We start from the raw sequence: 12,648 nt of genomic DNA, 5'->3' as shown, positions 1-12,648 counted from the left end.
GAGGGGCCATGGATGCCGAAACAACAAGAGAAAAACAAAACCATTGAACAAAAGAATTACGAAAAACTACAAGCAAAACATGAATTAAAGCGACCAATTGCAAAAAATTGTGTTAAAGCATTTTTAGTAGGCGGCCTTTTTTGTACGGTAGGACAAGCGATTTCATACATCTATATTTATTTTTTTAATTTTACTGAACAAACGGTTGGGAATCCTACAAGTGCAACAATGGTCTTTATTGCTTTACTACTCACAGGTTTTGGTATTTATGATCGAATCGGGCAATTTGCAGGTGCAGGCAGTGCTGTTCCGGTTACTGGATTTGGAAATGCAATTATTTCAGCTGCAATCGAGCATAGAACAGAAGGATTTGTACTTGGGGTTGGAAGCAATATGTTTAAGCTTGCAGGATCAGTGATTGTATTCGGTGTTTTTTCAGCATTCGTTGTCGCCATTATAAAAACACTCTTTGGCATGGTAGGAGGGTAAATATGCTAATTGGAAAGCAATCATGGATATTTGCCAACCAACCTGTCATAACTTCTACAGGTGTAACTGGGGGGCCTTTTGAAGCGAGCGGTCATTTGGCTGCCGATTTTGATCTTCTTCATGAAGATTTATGGATGGGACAAGATTCCTATGAAAAGGCGCATAGGCTTTTGATTGAAGAAGCAGTACAGATTGCACTTGAAAAAGGAACGGTAAAAAAAGAGGATGTACAATTTTTTCTGGCTGGTGATTTAGTTAACCAAATTACACCGACGAGCTTCGCGGCTAGAACGAATGCTATTCCTTACTTTGGCTTGTTTGGTGCATGCTCGACATCGATGGAGGGGCTCGCCCTTGCAGCTTTTATTGTAAATTATTCGGGTGCATACCATGTATTGACAGGAGCTTCTAGTCATAATGCAGCAATTGAAAAGCAATTTCGATACCCGACTGAATATGGAGGTCAGAAGCCGCCAACTGCACAATGGACCATTACAGGAGCAGGGGTTGCGCTTGTCTCACAAGCTAAAAGCGGGGCAGGTCCAGCTCCACATATTCAGTCTGCTACAATTGGAAAGGTTATTGATATGGGGATCAATGATCCATTCAATATGGGCGGGGCGATGGCCCCAGCTGCAGTTGATACGATATTGGCCCACTTCCGAGATTTTAAACTAACAAGCGATGCATATGATGCAATTATTACAGGAGACCTTGGCTATGTCGGCAGGGAAACAGCTTATGATTTATTAAGTCAAAAAGGGTTTGATTTGGCGAAAGACAAGTTTCGGGATTGTGGTTTAATGATATACAAAAGCAATCAACCAGTTCTATCAGGAGGTAGTGGAGCGGGCTGTTCAGCGACCGTTCTCTATGGTCATATACTAAATCAAATGAAGATAGGAAAATTGAAACGGATTTTGTTTGTTGCAACGGGGGCCTTACTGTCACCACTTTCTGTACAACAAAATGAAAGTATTCCATGTATAGCACATGCAGTAGCGATTGAATATGGAACAGTACAATTTAATAAAATTTAATGAAGGTAGGGAAGCTTCATGCTACCAATGTTTTTTTGGGCATTTGTTATAGGAGGGCTGATTTGTGTAATCGGCCAACTATTATTTGATGTTGCAAAGTTAACACCTGGTCATACCTTAAGCATACTCGTAGTAGCAGGTGCAATATTAAGCGGATTTGGCTTATATGATTACTTAATTGATTTTGCTGGAGCCGGTGCAAGCATACCGATCACATCTTTTGGGAATTCTCTCGTTCATGGAGCTATGCAAGAAGCCGAACAACATGGAATCATTGGTGTATTAACAGGAATGTTTGAAATTACAAGTTCAGGTATTTCAGCCGCAATTATCTTTGGCTTTATCGGAGCACTCGTGTTCAAACCAAAAGGATGACCATGCATCTTACTTTTTCGAATTAGGCGTCACTATTAGGAAAAGACCTATACACACTTGTCATTTTCTACATATGTTAAAAGTGAGCTAGTCGAAAAGTGAGGTGAAGCATAATGTTCGGTTTCGGTTATGGAGGAGGCTGTTGTGGTGGTGGCTACGGCTACGGCGGTTTTTCTGGCGGTTCTGGGTTTGTATTAATCGTCGTATTGTTCATTTTATTAATTATTGTCGGAGCTTCTTTCTGCTAATCAATATACTAAAAATGGAATAGGCAACATTGGCCTGTTCCGTTTTTTCTGACTTGATAAATTTACAACGAAGAAAATAGAAGCGGTATTTATTTATTTTTCTACCATGAGATCAAACTAAATGTCATTATCACTGTAATACTGTTACATAAATGTTTACCGGAACGGAGCCAATTATTATCACTTATTCGCTGTATTCAATCCAATTAGGCACATAACTCTCAGAACTGCATAATATAGTTGCAGAGAAGGAGGGCTTTTTATGGAAAACCAATTTTTTAAAAACATTGAAAGCAAAACGGGTGTAAGTATGAAGGATGTATTTGAATTGGCAAACTCCCTACAAGGTGCGAATTTTAAGGATGAAGCGACAGTACGCAATGTGATAAAACGGGTTTCTCAAATTGCTAATAAGCAAGTAAATCAAGAAACGGAAGATAAAATTGTAGAATCCATCATTAAAGATGGCAAAAATCTTGATTTTAGTACATTAGCGAATATGTTAAATGGAAAAAAATAATGAATAATGAAAAGGACAGTGGTGTAATACCCACTGTCCTTTATTATTCGTACGATAAGTTCCAAAACTATTTTAAATAGCCGTTGATATAAGATCCTCTTCACTTTAACTTTTCTTGTCATTTAATGATGATAAAGAAATCGCCAATTAGCGGGTTCAAAATCTTAAGAATCTGGAAGGATATGCGGTTTTACCTCTTCGTGTTTGAGGTATAGATAGGAATAGACCGTCTTTTGCTCTTGTCATTGCAACATACAGTAATCTGCGTTCCTCTTCCAGTGGTTCAGTGTCACCTTGACGATGTGACTCCAGTGCGAAGTCATGGGGAAGACTGCCATCTACAGCACCTAGTACATACACATATTTATACTCAAGACCTTTAGAGCGATGTATCGTTGTTAACTGGACTGCATCATGGAAATGCTTTGCTAGTTGTTTCACTTCATGAACCATAGCGGTCATATGGTCTACATGTTCAAGAAACTCAGGCACAGAATGGAAACGTTTAGCTGCTACTTTTAGATCACGAATATCATCAGAGCCTTTCTCAATATTGCCTTCATTACCTCGTTTTTTCACAAAGTCTGCGAACCCTATTTCCTTTTCAATGACTAAAAGAGCGGCAGCAGGTGTCATCCCTTTCAAACTACGGATTATTTTAGGTAATGATTTAAGTTTACGTTCTTGAAAAGGATGCGCAGTTTTTACGAAAGCAAGAGCTTCAATAAAATCACAATCCTGTAGAATCGTTTGAGCTTTCATGTCTTGTAGAACGCTTTGTTTTAAAAATAAAGATGATAAGACGTCTCCAACTGGGTTAGCTTCTTCAGGGTGGCTGCTTAATCGTAAATAAGCAAGCATGCTTTTAACAATTCTTCGTTCATAAAAACTATCCGCATCTTTTTCAATAATAAAAGGGAGATTGGACGTGGCTAATCTTTCGAAAATGGCTCGTGACATCGCATGAGTTCGATAAAGAATCGCAAAATCACTTGGATTCGCACCTTCTGTAATTCTCTCCTGGATGTCATGAACAATCATCGTTGCTTCAGTTTCCTCGTCATATGGATAAAAGAATAGGGTGGGGTTGCCATTATTATATTGAGCTTTCATCGTTTTCGGGTGCCTGTTCTGATTTTTTTTGATCATCCGATTGGCGCTGGCAACAATTTCATGCGACGATCGATAATTTTCTGTCAGTTTTATAACTGTGGCTCCTGGAAAATCTCGTTCAAAATGTAAAATAAATGACGGATCACTGCCGCGAAATGCGTAGATTGCCTGATCGTCATCACCGACAACACAAACATTTTTTGTTCGTGCGGACAGGAATTGGATTAATTCGTATTGAACTTTATTAATATCCTGAAACTCATCAATGAGAAAATAGTCAAAACGTTTCTGATATTTTGCTAGTACATCTGGATTATTTTTAAAAAATGAATAACAGCCTATCAACATATCATCAAAATCATAGCTTCCTGTCTGTAATTTATACTCTTCATAGCTTTTATAAAGAGACAAACAAGATGTTTCCCATTCGTCTTTGGCTTTAATTTCATTAGGGAATAATAAGGAATTTTTCCATAGACCAATTTGTTGGAGTGCTTGATCATATGCAAAATCCTTTTCATCAAGCCCAATTTCTTTGCCTGCTATTTTAAGAATTCTTGTGCGTTCCCATTCCCATTTCATTAACAAATCACGTCGCCACTTATCTGGTTCATGGAAGAGAAGGATTTTATAAAAAATACTATGAAAAGTACCAGTTACTAATTGATTGACAAGCATGGGCGTCATTTCAGGATAAGAGAGCAGTCTTTCCTTCATTTCTTTTGCCGCCTTGGCTGTAAATGTAACGAGCATTATCGATTTTGGATTGATATTTTTTGCAGTGAGCATATAGGCTGTTCGGACAGTTAATACTCTTGTTTTGCCGCTACCAGCACCCGAAAGAACAAGGAGGGGACCATCAATTGTGGTTGCTGCTGCTGTTTGTTCCTTGTCCAAACTCACTCCATGATTGTACAGTTTATCAAAGTACGGATCTTCAATCAGAAGGGGACTTTGCTTTACTTTTGTGAATTCGGGATTTCCTGTTATAGATGTACTTCTTTTAAACGGTACATGTGTAGGCTGTTCTTTTGTAATGGTTCGACTCTTAGGAATCTTAAATCCATTTTCTTCTTTATAGTCTATTAAAATAGGATTATATTGTTCTATTGTCACATCAAGGGCGGGGACCGAACAATCCGCGATTCCAGGTGAAACATGACTGAAATGAGGTGGATGACTAATACCTAACAATAACTTCACGGGAAGGCCACATGATGGACAAGATAGTTCTCCGCGCTTGCCTTGATCATATAATTCCTGCAACTGTTCAGCAGAGATATTTGTTAAATTGATTATTTCATTTTTTATTTTTGCAGCTTGCATACTAAAAAACCTCAAATCTCATTCAATAGTTGTTATCTGAATGCTTTATGGTAAATGGTGGCGTTTTGATTGCCATATTTGTTTGTATGATTCATGATACCAGAACATAGGCTAAAGTGAAACTAACATAATATAGTCTTTAATAGTAGAAAATAAGTGATATGCACTTCTTTAAACGATGGAAGTGTGGAGTGGGGCATGAAAGAAATCGAATAATAAAAAAGATAAGAGGTGAGTAGGATGGGGTACATCATGCCAATTACACAATTTGAATATATTCAATATACAAATAGAATGGTTACAGCGAAAAAAGAAGCGGTAAAATCCGTTGGGGGAATTAGTCCAATCTTGCCCCTCTCTTTATTTCAGCAGCTTGATCAAGAGGAAGTAAAGCAGATTGAAAACATTAATCCGACTAAATATTCCTCCTCTTATAAAATACAAGTACCTCAATATATAGTAGAGCAAATAACAGCTGATTTAACAGGTAGAGGAGGACTATTTAATCAAAGAATCTAGGGAACAAAAAAAAGGACACGACTGTGTCCTTTTTTGTATTTCGATTATTTGATTCTTATAATACGTCTACTTCAACGATTAGAGCAAGCAATAATTGAAGCAATAGCTGAATGTTAACGGCAACTTGAGCATCAGTCGTTACAACTTCAACGTCACGAGAGTTCTCAATAATCGTTTTTTGGCGTGAAATTTGGCTGATTTTAGAAGATTGAAGCAATTCTTGTGTAATTCTTTCGGCACTTTCGCTGCTGCCAACAGTGATGCTAACAATTACAGCAATAGCAGCTTGTAAGGCGGCTTGGAGAGATAGAGCTGCTTTTACATCAGTTGAAGTTACTCGAACATCACATGAGTCCTTGATATATACAAGCTCTTCGGACAGTTGGTACTCCACATTCTCTTGTCTTCCTTCTTGCTCTTCGCCTCCGCGACGAAGCCCGCAAAACTCTGCCAATGGATGATCAGAACGAGAATCTAAAGCTGACCATCTGTTTTCGCTATGTTCGCAAGAATTGCTTGTGCGAAATTCATTTTGATTCATTTCTTTATCCTCCTTTTATTTGGGTCCCTATTAAAATATGCGGTTCGAGAAACGATGTTTGGACGAATATATCAATGCAAACGTCTATTTTTGAGAATTTTTTGTTTGTGAAATTTGCAAGAACTTAAGGGAGGCTGCTCACTTTTCCCCATCATATACATTCGTGATTGGATTAACGTCTTCTTCGGTAATCTGATTCTGGTTGTTAATAAAAGTCTGCGATTGTTTCTGAAGCAATTCGACGGTTTCCTTTAGATTTTTCTTCTCTTTTTCAGAAAGATCGATGGAATCTTTTTTGAAACCGTATTTACGTAAAGTCCTTGATACTAATAATTCCATTAATTTTTTATGGGAATCGTCCAAATTCAGTTCTTTTTCACTCACAAAAATTCCTCCTTTTCGTTTCATACAATACATTATGAAAAAAAGGGCGAAATGGCAGTGTTAAATGTGGAATTTTTTAAAAAAGTTTTTGGGGGATGTGGAGGAAGATTTTGACATATTAAGAAAACCCCGGAATGTCAGTATCCGGGGGGAGGTTTATATATCTTTGATCATAGTTCGGTGAGGAATGCCTGCATCCATAAATTCCTCAGATGCTACATGGTATCCCAAACGTTCATAAAAAGGAATGGCTTGCGTCTGAGCGTCCAGTTTTAATTTTGAAAGATCTTGCATTTTTGCATAGTCTTCAATCGCATTCATAATCGTTTGTCCAGCGCCGTTCCCTCTGAACTCAGAGAGAACACAGATCCTCTGTACCTTCCCAATACCGTCTATAATACGGAAACGGCCGTTGCCGATAGGTGTATCCCCTTCATTAAAGAGGAGAAAATGGGCACATTCATCTTCATATTGATCAATTTCCTCTTCAAGTGGAACATTTTGTTCCTCTACAAATACTTTTTTACGTATAGAATAAGCAAGTTCTCTCTCTTCGGTGTTAGTAACCATTTTTACATTCATTATTATTTTTCCTCTTCTCCAAGCCTAAAAGTTTCATATACAGTCCATGAACCATTCTCTAACTGATAAAGAAGATGGAATCTGTCTACTTCTTCCTCGTGTGTAACGTCAAGCATTCTAATCTGACCTAATACATCGGAATGTTCATCATCTGAAAGTTTTTGGCCAATTGTAATATGTGGAACAAAAGCATATGGAGATGGACCTCCGAAGAAATCAGCATGGTTCATTTCATTATGCAAACTTTCAAGTTCAGTGTTTAATTCAACTTTAAAAAAAATCGTGTTGTTGACGGGTTGAAAGGTACTTGGTTTCACTACATTTAATTTAAATGGCTTATGGGATTTGGCGATGTTTTTTAATTGATCTGCTATTGTTTCAATTTCTGCTTCAGTTGCTTCAAAATTGTACTTAAGCGTAATGTGAGGTGGAATTAGCGCATAGTTTGGGTCGTAGCGTTTACGGTACGAGTTTACTTTATCTTGAAGTTGTTTAGATGGAAAAATAGCGACGCCATAGTTCATAAAGATACCTCCCAGATTGACACTGAATTTTTTAAAAAATCACGTTATGAAATCATTATAACAAATATTTATAAACTTCGTCATCTTCAAAAAAGGTTGATTAAGTTTAGAGCATTTCCATTAAAGCTCGTTTTAAATCAACTTGCCAATACTTCCACGTATGTTTACCATCAAATTCGTCGTAGAAGAAAGTAAATCCTTTATTCTTGATAAGAGTATTTAACTCACGGTTCGGTTCAATGAAGTTGGTTATGTTTCCGTCAGTAGTTGGAACTTCTGTTTCTCCTTTGCCGATTACGTGGTAAAGCTCAACTAATTGCGGCTCTTTAAACTCTCTAACAGCATTCATCACATCATCATTTACAAAAGGTGATTGGAGAATACACTTTCCAAAAGTGTGAGGATACTTTAATGCTGTTAGCAAAGAAATAGTTGCTCCAAGTGAATCGCCAATCAAAACTCTCCCTGAACCAATTTGATATGTAGGGAACTCTTCATCTAAATACGGAGCTAACTCATGTGCGAGAAACCGTATATAAGCTGCATGCAGTTCGCCATCAGGGTGATATTTTTTTCTTCGGTCTTGTACATCGCGATACGGGATCCCTACAATAATGAGATTTTCGATGTCGCCGTTATGAAGTAATTCATCTGCTATTCGTCCAATTCGCCCCATTTGAAAATAGTCCCGGCCATCTTGGGCGATGACAATTGTATATTTATTTAACGGAGAATAGTTGGACGGGAAATAAATGAGCAGATCAAGCTCTTCATCCAATGCCTTGCTTGTAAACTTCCAATCCTTAATCGTTCCTTTTGGCTGATTGACCAAAATAACACCCCCTGAATAAAATAATTGAAAGGGTTTACCGAAATATTTTATCACAATTATCAATTAATATCTTCTTTAATGGTATGAAAATGAGATACAACGGTATTGGACATAGTTAATTAAAGGAAATCAGGAAGAGGCGTGATCATCATCTACATAATAGTTTATGGGAATAAACGTTTATTATGTCAGAAAAGCAACAATAATGAGTTGTTTATTAAAAGGCTCTGTTAAACTTACCTGTTGATTGAAACGGAAGGCGTTTATTTTCTGCGGGCAGTCTGTGCGCGAGTGAGGTCTTCCTTTGCCTCGCTTTTCCCGCAAGAGTCTCACGCCTTTCGCTCCAATCAACATAGTGCCAAAATCAACAATGACCTTTAACATAGATTATTAAAAAAAAACGATTGACTTATTCCCATAGAAACGTATAATAGAATATATACTTAATAATTAGTTTTTTATATAATCTTATCATTCTTACGATCTGATAGTTCAGCGGGAGAATACGTCCTTGACAGGGACGGGGTCGGGGGTTCGAATCCCTCTCAGGTCATCAAAATGGCGGGAGTGTTGCTTTGACAACGCTCCTGCCGTTTTTTTGTTTAATAAATTGATGATTGAAAAAAATAAGGGCTGTCCCCAATAGGGGCAGACCCGCAACTATAGGATAAACAAAATGAATAATACACTACATTTTGTTTTAGAGTGCGAGGTCTGATTCTGAAACTCACTACTTATTGAAAAGAATATCAGCGTCTATTAATTGTACAAGTGAATTTATACCGATCTGCTCGATAAGACGATTTTACGAATTCAAGCGGTCTGCCATCTTCTAAATAAGTCGTTCGTTCAATTAGTAAAATTGGCGAATGTTTAGCTATCGATAAAGATGCTATTTCTACATCTGTTGCAATAGTAGATTCTAACGATTGCGTTGCATAGCCGATTTTAAGTCCAAGATGGTTCTCGACATATTGATAGATGGAATGGTTGATAATCTCAGCTGTTAATCCTTTTATTAAATCGGCAGACATATAGGCAGTTTCAAGAGCCATGGGTACATTGTCCGCCAAACGAATTCGGATAATCTCATAAATTGGTGCATTCGTTGTTACGTGTAATTGACTTGCAATCTTCTCACTTGAGGGAATCGTATTGAGACTAAGCAGTTTGCTGCTTGGTGTCATGCCACGAGCTTTCATCTCTTCTGTAAAACCGGTTAAGCCTAAGAGTTGTTGTTCTAGCTTTTTTTCTGCGACAAATGTTCCGCGTCCCTTTTGGCGATATAAATATCCAGTATTAACCAAATTATTAATAGCCTGACGAACCGTCATTCTACTAATTTCCAATTGCTCTGCAAATTCACGTTCAGATGGAAGTACATTGTGCGGGAGTAAATCACCTGCATCTATTTGCCGTTTAATGCTTTCTTCAATTTGGTAATAAATTGGAATTGGAGAGCTTTTATCAATCACGAGAAGCTGATCCTCTTTGGACGTGTATTTTAGATAATGCATCTTGATCAGCAATAATCGTAACATTTTGATGATTTTTCAGGATAGAAGCTGGAAACTCCTCTGTTATATCTCCATCTATTAGTTGTTTAAGGGCCTCTGATTTTGCTACTCCAGATACTAGGAGGATAATTTCCTTACTTTTCATTATTGAGGCAATTCCCATTGTTACAGCCTGTGTTGGCACTTCATCAATTGAGTTGAAATAGCGAGCATTTGCTTCAATTGTCGATTGTGCAAGGTCAACAACTTGGGTTTTTGATGCAAAGGATGTACCAGGTTCATTGAAGCCGATATGCCCGTTTTGTCCGATGCCAAGGATTTGTAAATCGATTCCGCCCATTTTATCAATCATTTCATCATAACGACCACATTCTTCTTGAATGTTTTCTGCAGTACCATTTGGAAGGTTCGTGTCTTCTTGATTAATATCAATATGATTAAATAAAGTGTGAGCCATGTAGTAATGATAGCTATTCGGATTAGTAGAGCTTAAACCGATATATTCATCTAAATTAAATGATTTTACTTGTTCATACGATGTATGATTTTCTTTATGATCGGCAATCAATCGATCGTATAGCCCTTCAGGCGTCCCACCAGTTGCAAGGCCAAGCTGGATTTGGGGATTCGTTTTTACTTTTTCGATTACAATATCTGCTGCTTTTTGACTCATTTCTTGATAATCTTTTACTTGTATAAGTTTCATTGTGCATTCTCCTTTGTGTAAGCTAATTTTCCTCTGCAAAAAGTCATTTCTACATCTAAATCTTCGTTCAAAATAACTAAATCTGCATCTTTACCAACAGTAATACTCCCTTTTCTATTGAAGAGGTTAAGTTGTTTTGCCGGATTTGCAGCCGTCATTTTTATGATATCCTCCATTGTACAATTCGTGTACATCATCATATTTTTGATAGCATCATTCATTTTTAAAATACTACCTGCCAGCGTCCCGTCTGCAAGGGTTGCAGTTGTTTCGTTCACGTTCACTGGTTGACCACCTAAATCATAGGTTCCTTCTTTAAGCCATTTGGCACGAAGTGAATCAGTAATTAAAATCATGCGATCACTGGTAATTTGATTATAAGCGAGTTTTACCATTTCAGGGCGACTATGAATACCATCTACAATAATCTCAACAAATAGTTCATCCCGTAAATAGGCAGCACCTAACACACCTGGCTCGCGATGATGCAAACCACGCATCCCATTATAAAGATGAGTAATATGAGATGAACCAGCTTGAATGGCTTGGTCAACTTGTTCGTAAGTGGCATCTGAATGTCCAATTGAAGCTACTACTCCTGATTCTTTTAAAGCAGCCGTTAGTTCTAAGCCGTTTGGCTGTTCAGGTGCCAATGTGACAAGTTTAATTTGATTTTGTGCGATGTCTTGCCATTTTTCAAATAAGGATACGTCAGGATCAATAATATGAGAAAGCGGCTGTGCCCCTTTTCGAATCGGAGCAATAAAAGGACCCTCTAAGTGAATTCCTACCACTTCAGCTAAAAGATCCTCTTGATTTACTATATACTTGCCAGCATTACACAACGCTTGTTCGATGGCTTCTGTTGATTGCGTCATCGTTGTTGCTAGGAAACTGGTTGTTCCCTCTTTTGGAAGTGTCTGCGCCATGGTTGTCAAAGCAGTGCTCGTTGCATCCATTGCATCTGCATTAGCAGCACCGTGAATATGTAGATCAATAGCTCCGGGAATAACTTGATAAGAGGGAGAAAGCTTGATCACTTTGGTGCTGCCATCTTGTTTGTATTGGCTGAAAGGACCTACTTCTGCAATTTTTCCATCAACCACTCTGATATAACCATTTTTATACGTTTCGTTTTCACTATAAACGGTTAAGTTTACAATGGTGAATGTTGAATTTTCCATCATTCCAAATCTCCTCTGCGAAAGTCATTTAAATTTGTGTGGATTTTAAATCTTTCCGTCTTAGTGTACCGCTAATTAATATAGTTGTCTATACCAATTAAATGGAGTTATCTAAAAAAAATAAAACTTATGATTCGGTTATTCAAATTCATGATAAATAGCAAGGATAAACTTGAAAGTAGAAAAAGTAGCCATACTACGATAAGTATTAGGATAAAAAGATGGATAAATGAAAAGAGATGTGTTTAAAATGGCTAAAAAAACTGCCCGTTTCTAAGAGAAACGGGCAGCACGAAGAACCGTAGATTTATTAGATTTAGTGAATTAGAAGAAGAAAGGACAACATCTGCGTCTATTAAAACATCCAAATCTGTTGAAATCGCAATCGCGATCAAATCTGTTGAAATCGCAATCGCGCTCGCGATGGTGCTCGCGCTCGCGTTCGCGCTCGCGCTCGCGCTCGCGCTCTTGACGGTTATTATTAGTGTTTGTATTGTGAATATTAATATTTATATTCCCATTTTGTTTACGATGACGATTATTATGGGAAACCTCATTACCATAGCCATCGTCAGAATGTGAACGTTTGCCACCATTGTTATTAGTGTTTGTATTGCGAATGTTTATATCCACATTTCGATTACGTTGACGATTACGATTATTATGGGAACCCTCATAATCCGAACCGTAGCCACCATAGTTATTATTGTAACTCATTAAATTTCACTCCTTTGTTTTTTAGTACATG

The 12,648-nt window shown here is 37.6% G+C and carries 16 protein-coding genes and 1 tRNA gene; 7 read left to right on the top strand and 10 right to left on the bottom strand.

Annotated features, from left to right (window positions below):
- Window positions 1-12 precede the first annotated feature (12 nt).
- From spoVAC to V179_RS0120405, 5 genes are all read left to right on the top strand, one after another.
- Window positions 13-489, top strand: coding sequence for a stage V sporulation protein AC (spoVAC, locus tag V179_RS0120425; RefSeq protein ID WP_028393116.1), 477 nt, complete (start codon window positions 13-15; stop codon window positions 487-489).
- Between the two features lie 2 nt (window positions 490-491).
- Complete coding sequence (spoVAD, locus tag V179_RS0120420) at window positions 492-1,529, top strand: stage V sporulation protein AD (protein ID WP_028393115.1); 1,038 nt, start codon at window positions 492-494, stop codon at window positions 1,527-1,529.
- An 18-nt stretch (window positions 1,530-1,547) separates the two neighbouring features.
- Window positions 1,548-1,904, top strand: a complete 357-nt coding sequence (gene spoVAE, locus V179_RS0120415) for a stage V sporulation protein AE (RefSeq protein WP_028393114.1) — start codon at window positions 1,548-1,550, stop codon at window positions 1,902-1,904.
- Between the two features lie 113 nt (window positions 1,905-2,017).
- Complete coding sequence (locus tag V179_RS30235; RefSeq protein ID WP_084552448.1) at window positions 2,018-2,152, top strand: YjcZ family sporulation protein; 135 nt, start codon at window positions 2,018-2,020, stop codon at window positions 2,150-2,152.
- A gap of 262 nt (window positions 2,153-2,414) precedes the next feature.
- Window positions 2,415-2,672: a stage VI sporulation protein F gene (locus tag V179_RS0120405; protein ID WP_028393113.1), complete on the top strand. Its 258-nt coding sequence runs from the start codon at window positions 2,415-2,417 to the stop codon at window positions 2,670-2,672.
- Window positions 2,673-2,828: 156 nt separating this feature from the next.
- On the opposite strand, the gene V179_RS0120400 is transcribed toward V179_RS0120405, so the two are convergent.
- Window positions 2,829-5,111, bottom strand: a complete 2,283-nt coding sequence (locus tag V179_RS0120400; RefSeq protein WP_028393112.1) for an ATP-dependent helicase — start codon at window positions 5,109-5,111, stop codon at window positions 2,829-2,831.
- A 252-nt stretch (window positions 5,112-5,363) separates the two neighbouring features.
- On the opposite strand from V179_RS0120400, the gene V179_RS0120395 reads away from it, so the two are divergent.
- Window positions 5,364-5,630 (top strand): hypothetical protein, encoded by a 267-nt coding sequence (locus tag V179_RS0120395; protein WP_152534790.1) that lies wholly within the window; start codon window positions 5,364-5,366, stop codon window positions 5,628-5,630.
- Between the two features lie 55 nt (window positions 5,631-5,685).
- Here V179_RS0120395 and V179_RS0120390 read toward each other — a convergent pair whose 3' ends face one another.
- From V179_RS0120390 to V179_RS0120370, 5 genes are all read right to left on the bottom strand, one after another.
- Window positions 5,686-6,171, bottom strand: a complete 486-nt coding sequence (locus tag V179_RS0120390; RefSeq protein ID WP_028393110.1) for a spore coat protein — start codon at window positions 6,169-6,171, stop codon at window positions 5,686-5,688.
- A gap of 138 nt (window positions 6,172-6,309) precedes the next feature.
- On the bottom strand, window positions 6,310-6,555 hold the full coding sequence (locus V179_RS0120385) for a hypothetical protein (protein WP_028393109.1): 246 nt from the start codon (window positions 6,553-6,555) through the stop codon (window positions 6,310-6,312).
- 156 nt (window positions 6,556-6,711) lie between these two features.
- Window positions 6,712-7,137 carry a GNAT family N-acetyltransferase gene (locus tag V179_RS0120380; RefSeq protein WP_028393108.1) on the bottom strand — a complete coding sequence of 142 codons (426 nt, stop codon included), beginning with the start codon at window positions 7,135-7,137 and terminating at the stop codon, window positions 6,712-6,714.
- Between the two features lie 2 nt (window positions 7,138-7,139).
- Entirely contained in the window at window positions 7,140-7,661 is a 522-nt protein-coding gene (locus V179_RS0120375) for a YjcG family protein (RefSeq protein ID WP_028393107.1), read from the bottom strand.
- A 106-nt stretch (window positions 7,662-7,767) separates the two neighbouring features.
- Window positions 7,768-8,493, bottom strand: coding sequence for an alpha/beta hydrolase (locus tag V179_RS0120370; RefSeq protein WP_028393106.1), 726 nt, complete (start codon window positions 8,491-8,493; stop codon window positions 7,768-7,770).
- 481 nt (window positions 8,494-8,974) lie between these two features.
- Between V179_RS0120370 and V179_RS0120365 the strand changes: the two genes are divergently transcribed.
- A tRNA-Val gene (locus V179_RS0120365) sits at window positions 8,975-9,046 on the top strand.
- Between the two features lie 196 nt (window positions 9,047-9,242).
- On the opposite strand, the gene V179_RS0120360 is transcribed toward V179_RS0120365, so the two are convergent.
- The 4 genes from V179_RS0120360 to V179_RS30820 form a co-directional block, all read right to left on the bottom strand.
- Window positions 9,243-9,968, bottom strand: coding sequence for a GntR family transcriptional regulator (locus V179_RS0120360; RefSeq protein ID WP_028393105.1), 726 nt, complete (start codon window positions 9,966-9,968; stop codon window positions 9,243-9,245).
- Window positions 9,961-10,716, bottom strand: coding sequence for a glucosamine-6-phosphate deaminase (gene nagB, locus V179_RS0120355; protein WP_028393104.1), 756 nt, complete (start codon window positions 10,714-10,716; stop codon window positions 9,961-9,963). The genes V179_RS0120360 and nagB overlap by 8 nt, the downstream gene beginning before the upstream one ends.
- Window positions 10,713-11,900, bottom strand: a complete 1,188-nt coding sequence (gene nagA, locus V179_RS0120350) for an N-acetylglucosamine-6-phosphate deacetylase (RefSeq protein WP_407637260.1) — start codon at window positions 11,898-11,900, stop codon at window positions 10,713-10,715. The genes nagB and nagA overlap by 4 nt, the downstream gene beginning before the upstream one ends.
- 324 nt (window positions 11,901-12,224) lie before the next feature.
- Window positions 12,225-12,617: a hypothetical protein gene (locus V179_RS30820; RefSeq protein ID WP_152534789.1), complete on the bottom strand. Its 393-nt coding sequence runs from the start codon at window positions 12,615-12,617 to the stop codon at window positions 12,225-12,227.
- Between the last annotated feature and the right edge of the window lie 31 nt (window positions 12,618-12,648).

The organism is Bacillus cihuensis, assembly GCF_000504145.1.
GTDB lineage: Bacteria > Bacillota > Bacilli > Bacillales > DSM-1321 > Peribacillus > Peribacillus huizhouensis.
This window is presented reverse-complemented; position numbering and strand designations above follow the sequence as displayed.

What these genes read in the sequence shown, in the direction of transcription:
- spoVAD (WP_028393115.1), top strand. Translation starts at nt 492, where the DNA reads ATGCTAATTGGAAAGCAATCATGGATATTTGCCAACCAACCTGTCATA.
- V179_RS0120395 (WP_152534790.1), top strand. Translation starts at nt 5,364, where the DNA reads ATGCCAATTACACAATTTGAATATATTCAATATACAAATAGAATGGTT.
- V179_RS0120405 (WP_028393113.1), top strand. Translation starts at nt 2,415, where the DNA reads ATGGAAAACCAATTTTTTAAAAACATTGAAAGCAAAACGGGTGTAAGT.
- V179_RS0120375 (WP_028393107.1), bottom strand. Translation starts at nt 7,661, where the DNA reads ATGAACTATGGCGTCGCTATTTTTCCATCTAAACAACTTCAAGATAAA.
- V179_RS0120380 (WP_028393108.1), bottom strand. Translation starts at nt 7,137, where the DNA reads ATGAATGTAAAAATGGTTACTAACACCGAAGAGAGAGAACTTGCTTAT.
- V179_RS30820 (WP_152534789.1), bottom strand. Translation starts at nt 12,617, where the DNA reads ATGAGTTACAATAATAACTATGGTGGCTACGGTTCGGATTATGAGGGT.
- V179_RS0120400 (WP_028393112.1), bottom strand. Translation starts at nt 5,111, where the DNA reads ATGCAAGCTGCAAAAATAAAAAATGAAATAATCAATTTAACAAATATC.
- nagB (WP_028393104.1), bottom strand. Translation starts at nt 10,716, where the DNA reads ATGAAACTTATACAAGTAAAAGATTATCAAGAAATGAGTCAAAAAGCA.
- V179_RS30235 (WP_084552448.1), top strand. Translation starts at nt 2,018, where the DNA reads ATGTTCGGTTTCGGTTATGGAGGAGGCTGTTGTGGTGGTGGCTACGGC.
- spoVAC (WP_028393116.1), top strand. Translation starts at nt 13, where the DNA reads ATGCCGAAACAACAAGAGAAAAACAAAACCATTGAACAAAAGAATTAC.
- nagA (WP_407637260.1), bottom strand. Translation starts at nt 11,900, where the DNA reads ATGGAAAATTCAACATTCACCATTGTAAACTTAACCGTTTATAGTGAA.
- spoVAE (WP_028393114.1), top strand. Translation starts at nt 1,548, where the DNA reads ATGCTACCAATGTTTTTTTGGGCATTTGTTATAGGAGGGCTGATTTGT.
- V179_RS0120390 (WP_028393110.1), bottom strand. Translation starts at nt 6,171, where the DNA reads ATGAATCAAAATGAATTTCGCACAAGCAATTCTTGCGAACATAGCGAA.